16 protein-coding genes are annotated in these 16,088 nt (G+C 50.7%); 12 read left to right on the forward strand and 4 right to left on the reverse strand.

Features of this window, described 5'->3' with window-relative positions; all coding sequences use genetic code 11:
• The first annotated feature begins 230 nt into the window (after positions 1 to 230).
• The 6 genes from GW590_RS21080 to GW590_RS21105 all read left to right on the forward strand — a co-directional run bounded on the left by GW590_RS21080 (position 231) and on the right by GW590_RS21105 (position 6,863).
• A complete protein-coding gene (locus GW590_RS21080; protein ID WP_169405050.1) occupies positions 231 to 1,259 on the forward strand; it encodes an ABC transporter substrate-binding protein in 1,029 nt (342 codons plus the stop codon).
• A 47-nt stretch (positions 1,260 to 1,306) separates the two neighbouring features.
• A complete protein-coding gene (locus tag GW590_RS21085) occupies positions 1,307 to 2,575 on the forward strand; it encodes an ABC transporter permease (RefSeq protein WP_169405051.1) in 1,269 nt (422 codons plus the stop codon).
• A 16-nt stretch (positions 2,576 to 2,591) separates the two neighbouring features.
• The gene (locus GW590_RS21090; RefSeq protein ID WP_169405052.1) at positions 2,592 to 3,425 is read left to right on the forward strand and encodes an ABC transporter permease; all 834 of its coding nucleotides are present in this window, start codon (positions 2,592 to 2,594) and stop codon (positions 3,423 to 3,425) included.
• A 381-nt stretch (positions 3,426 to 3,806) separates the two neighbouring features.
• Positions 3,807 to 4,541 carry an SDR family NAD(P)-dependent oxidoreductase gene (locus GW590_RS21095; protein WP_169405053.1) on the forward strand — a complete coding sequence of 245 codons (735 nt, stop codon included), beginning with the start codon at positions 3,807 to 3,809 and terminating at the stop codon, positions 4,539 to 4,541.
• Entirely contained in the window at positions 4,534 to 5,595 is a 1,062-nt protein-coding gene (locus GW590_RS21100) for a phosphotransferase (RefSeq protein WP_235956006.1), read from the forward strand. Before GW590_RS21095 ends, GW590_RS21100 begins: the two co-directional genes overlap by 8 nt.
• A 2-nt stretch (positions 5,596 to 5,597) precedes the next feature.
• Complete coding sequence (locus GW590_RS21105) at positions 5,598 to 6,863, forward strand: aspartate aminotransferase family protein (protein ID WP_169405054.1); 1,266 nt, start codon at positions 5,598 to 5,600, stop codon at positions 6,861 to 6,863.
• A gap of 4 nt (positions 6,864 to 6,867) precedes the next feature.
• Here the strand turns inward: GW590_RS21105 and GW590_RS21110 are convergent, their stop codons facing one another.
• Positions 6,868 to 7,536, reverse strand: a complete 669-nt coding sequence (locus GW590_RS21110) for a GntR family transcriptional regulator (protein WP_169405055.1) — start codon at positions 7,534 to 7,536, stop codon at positions 6,868 to 6,870.
• A 314-nt stretch (positions 7,537 to 7,850) separates the two neighbouring features.
• Here GW590_RS21110 and GW590_RS21115 point away from each other — a divergent pair, with 314 nt between their 5' ends.
• Both GW590_RS21115 and GW590_RS21120 read left to right on the forward strand, forming a co-directional pair.
• Positions 7,851 to 9,347 (forward strand): MFS transporter, encoded by a 1,497-nt coding sequence (locus GW590_RS21115; protein WP_235956007.1) that lies wholly within the window; start codon positions 7,851 to 7,853, stop codon positions 9,345 to 9,347.
• 228 nt (positions 9,348 to 9,575) lie between these two features.
• Positions 9,576 to 10,724 (forward strand): hypothetical protein, encoded by a 1,149-nt coding sequence (locus GW590_RS21120; protein WP_169405056.1) that lies wholly within the window; start codon positions 9,576 to 9,578, stop codon positions 10,722 to 10,724.
• Between the two features lie 75 nt (positions 10,725 to 10,799).
• On the opposite strand, the gene GW590_RS21125 is transcribed toward GW590_RS21120, so the two are convergent.
• The 3 genes from GW590_RS21125 to GW590_RS21135 all read right to left on the reverse strand — a co-directional run bounded on the left by GW590_RS21125 (position 10,800) and on the right by GW590_RS21135 (position 12,951).
• Positions 10,800 to 11,096 carry a DUF1330 domain-containing protein gene (locus GW590_RS21125; RefSeq protein ID WP_169405057.1) on the reverse strand — a complete coding sequence of 99 codons (297 nt, stop codon included), beginning with the start codon at positions 11,094 to 11,096 and terminating at the stop codon, positions 10,800 to 10,802.
• 216 nt (positions 11,097 to 11,312) lie between these two features.
• Complete coding sequence (locus GW590_RS21130; protein ID WP_169405058.1) at positions 11,313 to 11,903, reverse strand: TetR/AcrR family transcriptional regulator; 591 nt, start codon at positions 11,901 to 11,903, stop codon at positions 11,313 to 11,315.
• 148 nt (positions 11,904 to 12,051) lie between these two features.
• Positions 12,052 to 12,951 (reverse strand): LysR family transcriptional regulator, encoded by a 900-nt coding sequence (locus tag GW590_RS21135; protein WP_169405059.1) that lies wholly within the window; start codon positions 12,949 to 12,951, stop codon positions 12,052 to 12,054.
• Between the two features lie 372 nt (positions 12,952 to 13,323).
• Between GW590_RS21135 and srlA the strand changes: the two genes are divergently transcribed.
• From srlA to srlD, 4 genes are read left to right on the forward strand one after another with little or no spacing between them, the layout of a single operon-like run.
• Positions 13,324 to 13,872 (forward strand): PTS glucitol/sorbitol transporter subunit IIC, encoded by a 549-nt coding sequence (gene srlA, locus GW590_RS21140; RefSeq protein ID WP_169405060.1) that lies wholly within the window; start codon positions 13,324 to 13,326, stop codon positions 13,870 to 13,872.
• A gap of 14 nt (positions 13,873 to 13,886) precedes the next feature.
• Positions 13,887 to 14,891, forward strand: a complete 1,005-nt coding sequence (srlE, locus tag GW590_RS21145; RefSeq protein WP_169405061.1) for a PTS glucitol/sorbitol transporter subunit IIB — start codon at positions 13,887 to 13,889, stop codon at positions 14,889 to 14,891.
• Positions 14,892 to 14,905: 14 nt separating this feature from the next.
• Entirely contained in the window at positions 14,906 to 15,274 is a 369-nt protein-coding gene (locus GW590_RS21150; protein WP_169405062.1) for a PTS glucitol/sorbitol transporter subunit IIA, read from the forward strand.
• A gap of 14 nt (positions 15,275 to 15,288) precedes the next feature.
• Entirely contained in the window at positions 15,289 to 16,068 is a 780-nt protein-coding gene (gene srlD, locus GW590_RS21155; protein WP_169405063.1) for a sorbitol-6-phosphate dehydrogenase, read from the forward strand.
• The last annotated feature ends 20 nt before the right edge of the window (positions 16,069 to 16,088 follow it).

A 16,088-nucleotide genomic window follows, 5' to 3' on the forward strand; every position in this document is an offset into this window, starting at 1 on the left:
GCACCTTAGTAGTGCACCTGGCGGCCAGTCCAACGCTAATCCAGCGCGCTGGCCGTGGGGCAGTAATAAATTAGCCATCCCGGTACTATCTGCGGCTCCCGGCCTGGCTATATCAGTACAAATGGCATGGTTTATGCTTTTCTTAATGATGATGCATCATATTTTTATAACAGCAAGTTACGGGCAATATTTTCCACTTTAATCCGTTTTTAACTCCAAGGAGTCACAGCATGTTTAAAAAAATTGCACTGACCACACTGCTCGCCGGTTTAATGTTTCAAGTCCAGGCCGAGTCACTGACCGTGATCTCTTTTGGTGGTCTGAATAAAGACGCCCAGGATAAAGCCTTTTATAAACCTTTTGCTGCCGCAAACCTGGGTACTATCGAACCTGGTGAATATAACGGTGAAATGGCCCGTATCCGCGCCATGGTGGAAACCGGTCAGGTAGGCTGGGACGTCGTGGAAGTGGAAACCCCGGAACTGGTGCGTGGCTGTGAAGAAGGTCTGTTTGAACCCCTCGACTGGAGCAAGTTAGGCGATAAGAGCCACTATGTTCCGGCGGCGGTTACCGAATGCGGTGCCGGGATTTTCGTCTGGTCCACCGTGCTGACCTATGATGCCAAAAAACTCGCCAAGGCACCGACCAGTTGGGCGGATTTCTGGAACGAGAAAGCATTCCCCGGCAAGCGTGCCCTGCGTAAAAGCGCCAAATTTACCCTCGAAATTGCCTTGCTGGCTGACGGCGTGAAACGTGAAGACGTTTATAAAGTGCTGGCTACGCCACAGGGTGTGGAACGTGCCTTTAAAAAGCTTGATGAGTTGAAACCTTATATTCAATGGTGGGAATCTGGCGCACAACCTCTGCAATGGCTGGTTTCCGGTGACGTAGTGATGACCTCTGCCTACAACGGCCGCGTCAGCGCTGCAGTAAAAGAAGGGCATGACTTCAAGATGGTCTGGGATAACAGCCTCTATGACCTCGATAACTGGGCAATCGTCAAAGGCTCCAAGCACAAGGCACTGGCAGAACAGTTTATTGCTTTTGCCAATAAACCGGAAAACCAGAAAGTCTATGCCGAAAACATCCCTTATGGCCCAACCGAAACCTCGGTTACCGCCATGATCGATGCGAAAACCGCCGCAGACTTGCCTACCTCTGCCAAGAACCTGGCCAGCGCTTTGCCGGTGGATACCAAGTTCTGGATCGAACACGGCGAAGAGCTTGAGCAGCGTTTTAACGCCTGGGCGGCGAAGTAACTTTAGTCATCCGCTGACAGCCAAGAAATTAATGCAGGAAGAATGCCATGAGCCAGACCGAATTGTTGACGAGTCAGATGCCAGAAGAACAAGTACAGGGAAGCGCGACTCTCCGTCAGCGGTTACGTAAAGTAGAGGCCGCGTATACGCGGCGCTCTTTACTGCTGATCGCGCCTTTATTGTTGTTTGTGGTGGTGAGTTTTATTTTTCCGATCGCTTCAATACTGATCAAAAGCGTGCAAAACCCGGAAGTCGGGCAAGCCATGCCGGAAACCCTGACTCGACTGGCGAAATGGGACGGCCAATCCGTTCCTGATGAAGCAACATTTTCGGCACTGGTTGCCGACCTGCGTGTTATGCGCAGTAGCGGGCAAATGGCTTCGGTGGCCAAACGCATGAGCTACGAAGACGATCAATATCGTAGCCTGTTTACCGGCACCCTGCGTGCCGTTCCTGCCAACAATGAACCACTGCGTCAGACGCTAATCAGCGCCTTGCCGCTGTGGGGCAAGGTTAGCACCTGGCAAAGTCTGCAACGGGCGGCCAAACCCCTGACCGCCTATTACCTGCTGGCAGCCTTTGACCGAAAAGTTGATGTCGAGAGCGGAGAAATAAAAGTCTTACCGGCGGATCAGGCCTTGTACGGCTCGGTGCTGTTACGCACCTTATGGATGGCGATGGTGGTGACCCTCTGCTGCGTATTACTGGGTTATCCGCTGGCTTACTGGTTGGCAAAACAACCGGCAAGTCGCGCCAATTTATTAATGATCCTGGTGTTACTGCCGTTCTGGACCTCGCTGATAGTGCGCACTGCAAGCTGGATCGTACTGCTGCAATCCGGTGGCTTAATCAACCGCGGTTTACTGGCGACGGGCATTATTGATCATCCCCTGGTGCTGGTGTTCAATCGTCTGGGGGTCTATATCTCCATGACCCATATTATGCTGCCGTTTATTGTGCTGCCGCTGTATGCGGTGATGAAAGGTATCTCACCCAACTATGTACGTGCCGCCATCTCCCTTGGCGCTCATCCTTTTGCCGCCTTCTGGAAAGTCTATGTACCGCAAACCTATGCCGGAGTCACTGCCGGTGCGCTGCTGGTGTTTATGATGGCGATTGGTTACTACATCACGCCTGCGCTGTTGGGCGGGCCGGGCGATCAAATGGTCAGTTACTTTGTGGCCTTCTTTACCAATACCACCATGAACTGGGGTATGGCCGCCGCGTTAGGCACGCAGTTGCTGGTGATTGTTGTCTTGCTTTACGTGGTCTATATCCGCGTAACCCGTACCAAAGCCGAAGCGGCTGCACATTAATAGCAAGGAAAACCACATGAATATCAAACCAAAAGGTTATACCTTACTCAGACTGTGGCGTTGGACCTTTAATTTTTACAGCTCGGCGATCCTGCTGTTTTTAATTATCCCGGTGCTGATTATTGTGCCACTGTCTTTTAATTCGGGTTCATTCCTGAGTTATCCGCTAAACGGTTTTTCTTTGCGCTGGTACCATACTTTTTTCCATTCTGACGAGTGGTTAAGTTCGCTGGGTAACAGTCTGCTGATCGCCCCTCTGGCAACCTTGCTGGCCACTGCATTGGGTGTACTGGCTTCAATGGGGCTGACGCGCGGTGAGTTTCGCGGCAAATCGCTGGTGATGGCGATTTTGATTTCGCCAATGATTGCACCGGTAGTGATTATCGCCGTCGGCATGTTTTTCTTCTTTGCGCGTATGTCGCTGCTTAACAGTTATCTGGGCCTGGTACTGGCTCATGCGTTGCTGGGGGTGCCTTTTGTGGTGATCACTGTCACTGCCGTACTGAAAAGCTACGATAAAAACCTGTCGCGGGCGGCTGCCAATCTGGGGGCTTCACCCTGGTACACCTTTAGAAAAATCACGCTGCCGCTGATTGCGCCCGGGGTGTTCTCCGGTGCATTGTTTGCCTTTGCGGCCTCTTTTGATGAAGTGGTGGTCACGCTGTTCCTGGCCAGCCCGCGTCAGCGCACCTTACCGATCCAGATGTTTGCCGGTATTCGCGAGAATCTTGACCCGACGATTGCCGCCGCCGCCACCTTAATGGTTGCCGCTTCGCTGATTTTATTACTGGTGATGGAGTTATTACGTCGCCGCGGTGAACGCTTGCGTACCGCTACGGCCGGTCATTAACTATCATTTTATAAAGATGAGCTTTATGGTCTTGCATTTGATGACCAGCTTGTCTTGAAGATTGAGATGCAGGGCATAGTACATCCAGGAGATCTCCGGCGGGTAAGCCCGCTAAGACTCCAGCGGTGTGCTCTCCCTGACAATGGGCTTTTAAGTCGTCCAAGACCTTAGTGGTCTTGAGTTTGATGACAAAGTCGTCGTGATGATCGAGATACCCGGGCATAGTACACCCAGGGGCGCTCCGGCGGGCAAGCCCGCTACGACCCCAACGGTGCACTCTCCCTAATAACGGACTTTGTCAGCAGTCTGAAGACCTTAGTGGTCTTCTTTTTTGTCACTGTTTTTGATGCATCAAACATCCAAAGTAAAAGGGAGACGGTCATGAATGAGCAAAAAACACTGTTACTGACTGGCGCAAGCCGGGGAATAGGCCATGCCACCGTAAAGCACTTTTATGCTGCCGGCTGGCGTATCTTTACCGCCTCGCGCCAGAACTGGGTGGATGAATGTCCATGGGCGGAAGGTTTTCTCAATCATATCCATTTGGATCTCGAAGATATCGATAGCGTGCAACATGCGTTACCGATGATTAAAGAGCGACTGGGCGGCAGGTTGGATGCCCTGGTGGATAACGCCGGGATCTCGCCAAAAACCCCGGACGGTGGTCGCCTGGGGGTGTTAAATACCGATTATGCCACCTGGCTTTCGGTATTTAACGTCAATCTGTTCTCTACGGCGATCCTTGCCACCGGCTTATTTGATGAGCTGAAAGCGGCACAAGGCAACATTATTAATGTCACGTCCATCGCCGGTAGCAAAGTTCATCCTTTTGCCGGTGCCGCCTATGCCAGCTCAAAAGCGGCACTTTCGACGCTAACGCGAGAAATGGCCCATGAGTTTGGCCCTCACGGCGTCAGGGTCAATGCCATCGCTCCCGGCGAAATTGATACCTCGATTCTCTCTCCCGGTACCCGGGAAATCGTTGAACGCAGTGTTCCCTTGCAGCGTTTGGGCAAGGCGGAAGAGGTGGCATCCTTGATCTATTTTCTTTGTACCTCGGGGGCTTCCTATGTCAACGGTGCCGAGATCCATGTCAATGGAGGACAACATGTCTGAACCTCTGGCCGAGGCATCGCTGCTAACCAGCGATGCGCCTCAGGTGTCGCTGCCGCAGGTGCAACAGATTGCCGCCGAGCTATATGGCTTGCAAGGGACGCCAAGCGGTTTGGCCGGTGAGCGTGACAGCAATTTCCGCCTGCTCACCGCCAACAATCAGGGCTATATGCTGCGCTTTATCAATGCCGCCGAGCAGCCCGCCGAGATGGCATTTCAAAGCGCCATGCTTGCACATATTGCCCGTCAGGATAGTACCTTACCGGTGCCGCGCGTAGTGACCAGCCTGCAAGGTGAAACTACACCCCATTACCCGATGGGAGAACAGCGCCTTACCCTGAGGATGGTGACCTATCTGCCAGGAACACCGCAGGTAATGATGCCGCGAACCACAGCATTAATGCGTAATCTCGGTGATACGCTGGCGCGCCTGGACCTGGCATTGAGCAATTTTGCCCACCCCGGTGCCGACCGCAGTTTATTATGGAATCTTAGCGAGATGCCGCAGATGGCCTCCTGGATTGCGCATCTGGCGGACCCGGCGCAGCGTGAGGCGGTGGCAACGGTGCTGGCGAGATATCAGCAGGACGTTGCCCCGCAGCTTAGCCAGCTGCGACGTCAGGTTATCCATAACGATCTCAATCCGCATAATGTACTGGTAACCGCTGAACATCAGGTCGCCGGTATTATCGATTTTGGCGATGCGCTACAGGCGCCGCTGATTAATGAGCTGGCCACCGCGCTGGCTTATCAGTTGGGGCAGGGCGACGATCTGTTTGCCGCCGTATTGCCGTTTATTCAGGCTTACCATGCCCGCCTGCCGTTGACTGACCGCGAGTTTGCCCTGTTGCCAACGCTTATCGCCTGTCGTCTGGCTTTGACGATTTTGATCCCTCAGCGCCGGGCAGTGTTGTATCCGCAAAATCGTGACTATCTGTTGCGTAATCTTCCCGCTGCCTGGCGTAGTCTGGCGCAACTGATGCCCATCCCCTTTACTCAGATCAGCAATCTCTTTCGCCATGCCTGCCAGTCAGGTCGCCACCATCAGGAGCCATAGTTATGCAGGACTCGCAAAACCTTCTCGCCGCGCGTCAACGCTTATTGGGCGGCGGTTACCGCCTGTTTTACGATCAGCCGCTGCATGTGGTACGCGGCGAAGGCGTCTGGCTATACGACGCGCAAGGCCAGGCCTATCTTGATGCCTATAATAATGTCGCCTCGGTGGGCCACTGCCATCCTGCCGTAGTGGCGGCCATTGCCTCCCAGGCGGCGCAGCTTAATACCCATACCCGTTATCTCAATGATGCCATTGTCGAATTTGCCGAAGATTTTTTGAGTGAATTTCCGCCTGAGCTACGCAATATCACCATGACTTGCACGGGCAGTGAAGCCAACGATCTGGCCTTGCGTATTGCCCGTCAGGTGACCGGCGGCGAGGGGATTATGGTTACCCGTTGGGCTTATCATGGCGTCACCAGTCTGCTGGCCGGTCTTTCCCCGGCACTGGGTGAAGGGTTTCAACGTGGGGAAAACGTCTGGCTGATCGATGCACCGGACAGTTACCGTACGCAACCTGGAGCCTGGGTCGCCAGCATTGCCCAAGCACTGGAAGAGATGCGCCAGGCCGGGGTCAAACCGGCGGCACTGTTATTTGACACCATTTTTTCCAGCGATGGTATTTTTAGCCCCGAGGCACAGAGGGTACAGCAGGGGGTGGCCTTGGTTCGTGCTGCGGGTGGACTGATTATCGCCGACGAAGTGCAACCAGGCTTTGGCCGTACCGGCAGCCAACGCTGGGGATTTTTACGTTACGGTGTCACGCCTGATCTGGTGAGTCTGGGGAAACCCATGGGTAATGGCCACCCGGTGGCGGCGCTGGTTGGTCGGCCCGAACTCTTTGCCGAATTTGGCCGACGGCAGCGCTATTTCAACACTTTTGGTGGTAACCCGGTTTCCTGCCGTGCCGCTCAGGCGGTGTTGCAGGTGTTGCGCAGCGAACAACTACAGAACAATGCTCAGGAAGTGGGCTGTTTCTTGCGACAGGGGCTTTGCACGCTGGCCGCGCAATATCCCGTTATTGGCGATATTCGTGGCGAAGGGTTATTTATTGGTGTTGAACTGGTGTTAGGCCACGAACAGAAAACTCCGGCCAGCCAGATAGCCGCCGCGGTGGTTAACAAAATGCGTCAACGGCAAATTTTGATTAGCACCACCGGGCCACAGGCCAGCATTTTAAAAATCCGCCCACCGCTGGTATTTCGCCAGCAACATGCCGAACTTTTGCTGCAAACGCTCGGACAGGTGCTGGAAGAAGTGACAGCGTAACCTATTAATTGCGACTGGCAGCCAGAAAGGCCACCATTTGCTGGCTGCCATCCAGAATATCTTCCTGAATGGCTTTTCTGGCTTTATCGCCGTCGCGATGACGCAAAGCAACCAGGATCTCCTGATGGTGATCGATGGCCATTCGCTGCGAGAAGTAGGCGTAGGATTGTGCAATAAGCGGCCCGGTGCGCATCCACAGACTGTCAATAAACTGGCTGAGCAGCGGCATTTGCGCACTTTGCGCCAGTAACAGGTGAAACTCGCTGTTCAGGCGCAGGGCATTAGCTAAATCTTCGTCAGCGATCGCCTGACGGTTTTGCTGAATATTCAGTTCAATCTTTTGCAAATCATATTCACCAATATGGCGCGCGGCGTTTTCGGCGCCCAATCCTTCCAGTTGCAGGCGCAATAAACGTATTTCGTTATATTGCATACTGTCGAGTTGCGGAACACGAATATCTTTAGGTGTGCGCATTTCTAAAGCCTGCTCTTTTGCCAATTGCAAAATAGCATCGCGCACTGGTGTCACGCTGGTGCCAACCTGTTGCGCCAATTCACGGATACGCAAACGATCGTTGGGTTTAAGCCGACCGGCGATCAGAGCGTCGCGCAAAGTGGCATAAACGCTCGACCCCAGATAGGTATGATTAATGGAGTTGATCGGATAATTCAAAATACCGCCCTAAATAAGTGCGCGCAGCACCAGCAATTAATGACCGCGAAAAGTAGTGAATACTATACAACATGATGCATCACAATGGCGGGTCTTGCCTGTACGGATAGCTAATTTATTGTGTAAGAGGTCTTAAGTCGCCGGGGTAAATTTACTCAAAAGTGAGAAGTGCTCCAGCAAGGTGTTCTCTCTGTTTCGGGATAATGGATAACGGACTACAAAAATCCCCAGAAAGAATTGGCTGATTGATGATTTTCGCTCATAGGGGCATTGGCCTTGGTCTACTTAATCACTGGCCGGAGAGATGCTAGGTTATGTTAAAAAATAGCGCCTATACTGCCGGAGAAGTAATGATTAAGTCTGTAAAAACTATAAGGGGAGGTACTACACAAGATCCACTTAAAGGTTCAGCCTGCAAAAAACCAGATTTATTGCTTAAAAATTCAGTTACACACCCCAATATTGTTTTAGCTGTCATCCTTATTAGTTACATGATGATTGTTATCGATAATTCTGTTGTTATTACCGGGCTGCCAAAAATCCATCAACAGTTTGGTTTTACCCAGGCGGGACTTTCCTGGGTTTCCAGTGCCTATGCGCTTACCTTTGGTGGCGGTCTACTGCTCAGCGCCCGAGCCGGGGATATAATAGGGCGGCGTAAAATGTTTATCTCCGGTCTGCTGTTGTTTAGCTTTTCTTCCCTGGCCATTGGCATGGCACCCAGTGCCGAATGGCTGATTACGGCTCGTGCCGTGCAAGGGGTGGGGGCCTCTGTTTTAGCCCCCTCCACTCTGGCCTTGCTGCAAACAACCTTTACCGCAGGTCATGCCCGTGCTCGGGCAATATCGCTATATGCTGCCGCCGGGGGATTATCTGCCAGTGTGGGTTTAGTGATCGGCGGTATTGTTGCTGATCTTATTTCATGGCGGGTGGGATTTTTAATTAATGTCCCTATCGGTTTAGTGCTGATCCTGGCAGCAAAAAAATATATACCGGAAACTGAATTACATTCAGGGGCCTTTGATTTTATTGGTGCACTCTTGTGTTGTGCCGGTATGACGGGCCTGGTTTTTGCGATCGTTAATTCGGCGACGCAAGGCTGGAGTAGTCCCGTCACTGAGGGGGCGTTGATTACGGGCGTTCTCCTGCTAATCCTTTTTATAAAAGTTGAAAAACATGCCAGTCAACCTATTATGCCGCTGAGGTTATTTCTAAGTCTGGAGCGCTCGGGCGCCTGGTTGGCACGATTGTTATATATCGGTACTGCCATGGGATTTTTCTTCTTTTCCACCCAGTTTATGCAGGGAGTGATGCATTACAGTGCAAGCCAGGCAGGATTCGCCTTCTTACCCGCTATGATTATCAACTTTGTTGTGGCCTTAAACGCCAATCGCTTAATTGGCCGAGTCGGTAGCAGAAATCTATTGTTAATCAGTTTGTTGGCGTCATTAGCCGGCATGGTGATGCTTAGCCTGCTAACCCAGCAGTCTACTTTTTCTGGCGGGCTGATTTTACCCTTGCTAATGATTGGCTTTGGTCTCGGCGGGGCAATGGCGCCTCTAACGTCCAGGGGAATCAAAGGCGTTGACGCCAGGGATGCAGGTGCAGCCTCGGGAATAGTAAATGCGGCGCATCAGATCGGGGGGGCGCTGGGGCTAAGTATTTTAGTGGCATGTACCGAGTTCGCTAAAGGTAATCTTACCGGTAATGAATTACTCGTAAGACAAAACCATATCGCTTTTTTGGCTGGTGGCGTATTAATTATTCTGGCAATCGTAGTGGTGTTATTCAGTTTCAGAAAAAAAGATTAACCCTGTAGTATCTCAGCAGGCTGGACGAGTCGATCAAAGGCTGCGTGATAACGAAATTTCTTGATCTACCGTCCAGAACTGACTCCCCTAAGAGAGGAACTTCCCCGCCTGGCTTAGCCACTTAACTTACTGGGATAGGCGTTGCCAGATGACAGCCATATAGCTATGGCTGCGGCAATGCTTGTGTCTGGACCAGAACGAGGAGTATTTACGCAAAGGGGATAACCTATGAATATAAATTCGAAACACCACGACGCCAGGCATTTAGCGGCAAATGTGGAGATAGCAACTGAGTTACCAGTAAAAAAGGATATATATAGTCGAGTAAAACGTGCAACTGACTACGCCATGCGTCAGAAAGTCAACGTCAGAACCCCGCAAAAACTATTTGATGACTATGCCTTATTTCATAAGGGGCAGCCAGCGACGGCGTATTTCAATGGTCAGCATTATTTTAATCATCCGGTGCTGGATAGGGTATTTAAAGAGGGTTCCGGCAATATTACCGCGACGCAAAAGCAAATGCTGGAGAATATCAGACATGCTACCCAACGAGCTTATCAATTATCACCTACCTTTAGAAAAATACTCGATCAGCGGCAAACTTTGATTGGGCAAGGTATCTCACCGCCGGTAACCGTTATCCCGCTGGCCGATGACTGGCATATGAGTCGAGCCTTTAATACACGAGATTGTTTCAGCGATAATAAAGAAGGGTATGTCGCCATCAACGGTAAATACCTGACGCACAATAGTGAACAGTATCCGAGTTTTTATTTGGGCGAAAGCAAAGATGCCGTAGAACTAAAACCCGATAGTTTTGAACGAGTAGTGATGCACGAAATCGTTCATGCTTTAACGCATAGCCTGGACAGTGAACGTAATACTGCAGCAGGCGAGGAACGCTATGCCCAGGTGATGCGGGCAAAGAGGCAAATAATTTATAGCGTTGATGAATCGAAAGATTTTTCAGACGCGCACAAAGTACTTACGCCAACCAAATCCGATTTTTTCAAAATTGCCGGGGATGATATTCCCGGGTTGGCGTACGAGGGCGATGTCTACTGTAGCAAAGTTAATCTTATTGGCGAAAATGATGCCCTGGTCAACACCATCTTTCGCGAGATGGATCCGCAATACAAGCCGTTGCTGGTTTATGGTCCGCTGACCAGCTATTGGCAGTATGAGGGCCAGTTATTAATTAGTGATGAGCTTAGCCTGGATATTGATGATCAGCATCAGGTGCTGACCTATTTATTACAACAAGATCAGGGCGACGGCGAGCTCAATTATCCCTTCTCTTTTTTCAGCCAAAACCGCAAAAGGCAGGTTAGCCTGGATGCAGCCAACCTGCATAAGAAGATTATCCTTCCTTGAATACCAGCGTGTAACGTAGTTTTCCTGATGCTTTAGTAAAACTGCTCCACATATTAGCGGGGGCTTTCATTTTTATCAGGAAGCCTCCACTCCCTGGGTCAGTAACACTCGGTAGGAAGCACCTTTCATACGGTGTTCTTTGGCCGCTTGATAAGCCGGGCTGTGGTACCAATCTTTTGCGGCTTCCAGCGTTGGAAATTGCAGGATCACCACACCTTCTGCCGACTTGCCTTCCAGAACCTCAAGATCGCCATAAAAGGCGAGGGGGGTAATAGGGTGATCACCTCGCGCCTGACTCGCCAGGGTACCATAAGTGCTTAACTCGTCGGCATCGAGCGTTTCGTCACGGATAAAAACCACATAGGCGCTCATAGTTTGCCGCCAAATTGCTGATAAGAAGTGAGGATCATCAGAATATTCATATATCACCTTATTAGCTGATTGAGGGTAAGTCGTTATACGCTGCTGCGATCTGCCCGCTTGACCTACCAGTTGCATAATTCAATTATTAGACCAGTCGTATAAAGAATAGGGAAAAACAGATCCGATAGTAAGTCTTACTGCGAATAGCCGCACGTTTTGCTAAAGCTAACGCTGTAGCAACCGCTGAGTCAGTTGCAGCGCAACCTGCAAAGGTTCGGCATTATTGGTCATTTTCCCCATCAGGCTGGCTCCCAGCCATAGCTGGTACAATGCCTGGGCAAAATCTACAATGCCTTCCGGCGGAGAGAGCAGATCACCTTCTGCAATCATACCTTCAACCATTTTTGCCAGTTGTTTAACTATATTGCCTGTACCGCGATGGAGAACCTCACGCATGGTGACTGATAAATCACTGACTTCGGCGCCCAGTTTCACCGCCAGACACTTATGTCCCTTGGGGATATCACCCTCGCCGGTATCCAGCCAGCCCAGCCAGTAACTCATCAGCTTTTCTTTGCTGCTGAGCGGCTGCGCCATCAACATCTCGAGGTTGGCAAGATAGTTGCTGAAATAGTCTTCCAGCATGGCGGCACCAAAGTCTTCCTTGGAGGCGAAATAGTGGTAAAAGGAGCCTTTCGGTATACCCGACGCGGTTAGGATTTCATTTAAACCGACAGCAGAAAATCCCTTGCAACCAATGATCTCGCTGGCAACTTGTAATACCCGGTGGCGATTATCTTGCGTGTTTGTCTTCATTTGCCTGATTCTATATCACTTAGTAAACGTATAACCGATGATCGCCTGTGAGGCACCATAACGATGTTGGCGCAAGATGCCGATCCGCGGCGCTAACGGCTGACAATATAACAAAAATATCGCGACGGGTCGTTATGGCTTGTGCCGGCTAGGCGTTCTTTATCCGTAATGCATCAATCACAATGTTCATTGCTCTTGAGGATTGCCGTCTGCTGGAATAAAAAATATGCAGACCATCCCAGTATGGCGTCCATTCATCCAGTACCTGCTGCAAGGTGCCTTGCGCAATCTGCTCGCTGACTAAATCTTCCGGTACATGGGCAATACCATAACCATCGATAGCGGCATCGACCACCTGGTACACCGAATTAAACACCACCTGGCCATCGACACGAGCCTTGACCTCTTTACCGTCTTTGGCAAATTCCCAGACATAAAAACCGCCATGACTGGGCAGTCTTAAGTTGATGCAGCGGTGCATTGCCAGTTGATGTGGGGTAGCGGGGATACCGTGAGTACCAAGATACTCGGGAGATGCAACGGCGATAAACCGCATATCAGGGCCAATTCGCACTGAGATCATACCGTTGGTCACTTGCTCCCCCAGTCTTACTCCGGCATCAAACCTGTTGGCCACAATGTCCGTCAAACCATAATCGTTGATCAGTTCAATATTTATATCGGGATAGGCTTTAAGCACTTTACCCAACCGGGGCCACAAGATGGTCTGAATAGCGTAGTCGGTGGCCGAGATCCTGATGGTCCCCGCCGGTTTATCCAGGGTATCGCCGATTGCCGCAATTTCATTGCTGATCTCTTCAAAACGTGGGGAGAGACTATCCAGCAAACGCAGGCCAATATCGGTTGGCGACACACTGCGTGTGGTACGGGTCAATAACCTTACGCCGAGACTGCTTTCCAGTCCGCGAATGGTATGACTTAGCGCCGACTGTGAAACGCCAAGCTGGGCGGCAGCACGAGTAAAGCTTTTTTCCCGAGCGACGGTCACGAAGGCGACATAATCATTCAAGTTATCGCGTGATTTCATTTCTCTTTCTTTTCCTTAACGAAGCCGGTTATCAGGGGGAGGATAAGACTATTTCCTTTCATTATGCAAGATTTCGAATTTAAACCCCATAGATTAATGAATAATTCATATCAATAGGAGAAAGGAAGTCTCACTTTCTGTGCCGCTAACCCCTTATTTATCTGTTTTATCTTCTCATTCGCGCCATTTTTCATAGCAGACGGTAGTTAAAAAATCGAAATGAAAGCTTTTTTCTTTTATCTTATCTTTCACATCGAAAGATTATCTAATCGTTTTGTGATCTTTGTAGCGTTAATGGTTTCAAAATAGTTTTAACTTATCTTCGCGGTGAATATATAGGCTTTATCTGTTCTCTACATAAAGGGGTTAAGAATGATTGAAATCATCACACATGGCGCCGAGTGGTTTATCGGTTTGTTTCAGAAAGGAGGGACAGTCTTTGTCGGTATGGTGACAGGGATCCTGCCATTGTTAATCAGCTTATTGGTCATTATGAATGCGCTGATTGTGTTTGTCGGGCAAAAACGCATTGAGCATCTGGCCCAGCGTTGTGCCGGTAATCCGGTTTCGCGCTATCTGCTGCTCCCGGTGATTGGCACCTTCGTTTTTTGTAATCCCATGACTCTCAGTCTGGGCAAGTTTATGCCGGAAAAATACAAACCCAGCTATTACGCCGCCGCGTCCTATAGCTGTCACTCGATGAACGGGTTGTTCCCTCATATCAATCCCGGTGAACTGTTTGTCTATCTCGGTATTGCCAATGGCTTGACTACGCTGCATCTGCCATTGGGACCGCTGGCTGTCAGCTATCTGCTGGTGGGGATGTTTATGAATTTCTTCCGTGGCTGGGTCACCGACCTTACTACTGCCATCTTTGAGAAAAAGATGGGCATCCAACTTGAACGTCAGGTTCGTTTATAAGAGCGGAGTGCACGATGACTAACACAATAACAATACTTAAGGGCGAAAGCGGTTGGGGTGGTCCACTTTCATTAATTGCTACGCCAGGCAAAAAGATTGTTTACATCACCGCCGGTACTCGTCCGGCAATCGTTGACCGACTGCAAGAACTCACTGGTTGGGAAGCGGTGGACGGTTTTCGCGAAGGAGAGCCACCGGCGGACGAAATTGGCGTGGCAGTGATCGACTGTGGCGGCACTTTGCGCTGCGGACTGTATCCAAAGCGCAATATTCCGACGGTCAATATCCACGCTACCGGTAAGTCGGGTCCACTGGCGCAGTTTATTACCGAAGATATTTACGTTTCCGGCGTCAGGCCAGACAACATCCAATACAGCGATGTATCAGATCAGCCAACGCAGACCAGGACTGAAAACGCCGCAGATATTCCTGCTGGCGAAGCACCAAGAAAGGGGGATTACGATACCACCAAGAAGATCACCGAACAGAGCGACGGTCTGCTGGCAAAAGTCGGCATGGGTATGGGGTCGGTAGTGGCGGTGTTCTTTCAGGCTGGTCGAGAAACCATTGATACGGTGTTGAAAACCATTCTGCCTTTTATGGCGTTTGTTTCGGCGCTTATCGGCATCATTATTGCGTCCGGACTCGGTGACCTTATTGCCCATGGGCTGACGCCGCTGGCCAACAGCCCCTTTGGCCTGGTCACTTTGGCGCTGATCTGTTCGTTCCCGCTGCTGTCTCCATTCCTTGGCCCAGGGGCCGTCATCGCACAGGTTATCGGTGTGCTGGTGGGGGTGCAGATTGGTCTGGGTACCATTCCGCCTCATCTGGCACTGCCGGCGCTGTTTGCCATCAACTCACAGGCCGCCTGTGACTTTATCCCGGTGGGATTATCACTGGCCAATGCGCGTCAGGATACGGTCAGAGTCGGGGTTCCTTCCGTACTGGTCGGCCGCTTTCTTACCGGTGCGCCCGCCGTCCTGGTCGCCTGGGCTGTCTCTGGACTTATTTATCAGTAAACGCAGGATAAGTTATGAAAACGCTCTATGAATCAACCTTTGTGGCTGTCGGCCCGCTGGCCAGTGAATCACTGGAAGATAATTTCATCATCACCTTTGGCGAAGGCGCGCCGCAGGATGTCGCGGAGTACTGCTTTATTCACCGCAACGATATCAATAATGCCGAGAAATTAGCCATTGGTTCGCTGCTGACTCTTGGTGAACAGCGATACCCGGTGACCGCCATCGGCGAGGTAGCCAGGCAGAATCTGCATGAGCTAGGGCATATCACTATACGTTTTGATGGGGCCACCGAGGCCGAATTTCCAGGCATGGTTCACGTTGTCGGTATACCGCCAGCGATGCTCAAGCCAGGACAGAAGTTTTGCTTGTTAAGTGAATAATCAGGAGAAATAAAATGGATCAGGTTGCTGTAGTTATTGGTGGTGGTCAGACGCTGGGTGCTTATCTGTGCGAAGGGCTGGTTGATGCCGGTTATCGGGTGGCCGTTGCCGACCTGAATGAAGCCAACGCAAAAAAAGTCGCAAACGAGATCAATAGCCAATATGGCGAGGGAACTGCATCCGGTTTTAAAGTGGATGCCACCAATGAGCAGAGTGTGGAAGCCCTCGCTCGGGCGATTGATGAAACCTTTAAACGTGTTGATTTATTGGTTTACAGCGCAGGGGTGGCAAAAGCTGCACCTATCACCCAGTTTATGTTGAATGATTTTGATCTGTCGCTACAGATCAATCTGGTCGGCTATTTCCTTTGTGCCCGTGAGTTTTCCAGGCTGATGATCCGCGACGGCATTAAAGGGCGAATTATTCAGATTAACTCAAAATCCGGCAAAGTGGGCAGCAAACACAATTCAGGTTACAGCGCGGCGAAATTTGGCGGCGTAGGGCTCACGCAGTCTATCGCTCTGGATCTGGCCGAATACGGTATCACCGTGCACTCACTGATGTTGGGTAATTTGTTGAAATCACCAATGTTTCAATCGCTTATTCCGCAGTACGCTGAGAAAATCGGTATTGAACCTGAGCAGGTTGAACAGTACTACATTGATAAAGTTCCGCTTAAACGCGGCTGCGACTATCAGGATGTGCTCAATATTCTGCTGTTTTACGCCAGTGATAAAGCGGCTTACTGCACCGGCCAGTCCATCAATGTAACCGGTGGCCAGGTCATGTTCTGACAATATACCGGCAGTGCAAG

This window comes from Rouxiella aceris (assembly GCF_012933545.1).
GTDB lineage: Bacteria > Pseudomonadota > Gammaproteobacteria > Enterobacterales > Enterobacteriaceae > Rouxiella > Rouxiella aceris.

Bases quoted from the DNA above. Each gene is read 5' to 3' on its own strand.
- srlD (WP_169405063.1), top strand. From the start codon at position 15,289: ATGGATCAGGTTGCTGTAGTTATTGGTGGTGGTCAGACGCTGGGTGCT.
- GW590_RS21105 (WP_169405054.1), top strand. From the start codon at position 5,598: ATGCAGGACTCGCAAAACCTTCTCGCCGCGCGTCAACGCTTATTGGGC.
- GW590_RS21150 (WP_169405062.1), top strand. From the start codon at position 14,906: ATGAAAACGCTCTATGAATCAACCTTTGTGGCTGTCGGCCCGCTGGCC.
- GW590_RS21085 (WP_169405051.1), top strand. From the start codon at position 1,307: ATGAGCCAGACCGAATTGTTGACGAGTCAGATGCCAGAAGAACAAGTA.
- GW590_RS21120 (WP_169405056.1), top strand. From the start codon at position 9,576: ATGAATATAAATTCGAAACACCACGACGCCAGGCATTTAGCGGCAAAT.
- srlA (WP_169405060.1), top strand. From the start codon at position 13,324: ATGATTGAAATCATCACACATGGCGCCGAGTGGTTTATCGGTTTGTTT.
- GW590_RS21135 (WP_169405059.1), bottom strand. From the start codon at position 12,951: ATGAAATCACGCGATAACTTGAATGATTATGTCGCCTTCGTGACCGTC.
- GW590_RS21100 (WP_235956006.1), top strand. From the start codon at position 4,534: ATGTCTGAACCTCTGGCCGAGGCATCGCTGCTAACCAGCGATGCGCCT.
- GW590_RS21090 (WP_169405052.1), top strand. From the start codon at position 2,592: ATGAATATCAAACCAAAAGGTTATACCTTACTCAGACTGTGGCGTTGG.
- GW590_RS21125 (WP_169405057.1), bottom strand. From the start codon at position 11,096: ATGAGCGCCTATGTGGTTTTTATCCGTGACGAAACGCTCGATGCCGAC.
- srlE (WP_169405061.1), top strand. From the start codon at position 13,887: ATGACTAACACAATAACAATACTTAAGGGCGAAAGCGGTTGGGGTGGT.
- GW590_RS21115 (WP_235956007.1), top strand. From the start codon at position 7,851: ATGTTAAAAAATAGCGCCTATACTGCCGGAGAAGTAATGATTAAGTCT.
- GW590_RS21080 (WP_169405050.1), top strand. From the start codon at position 231: ATGTTTAAAAAAATTGCACTGACCACACTGCTCGCCGGTTTAATGTTT.
- GW590_RS21095 (WP_169405053.1), top strand. From the start codon at position 3,807: ATGAATGAGCAAAAAACACTGTTACTGACTGGCGCAAGCCGGGGAATA.
- GW590_RS21130 (WP_169405058.1), bottom strand. From the start codon at position 11,903: ATGAAGACAAACACGCAAGATAATCGCCACCGGGTATTACAAGTTGCC.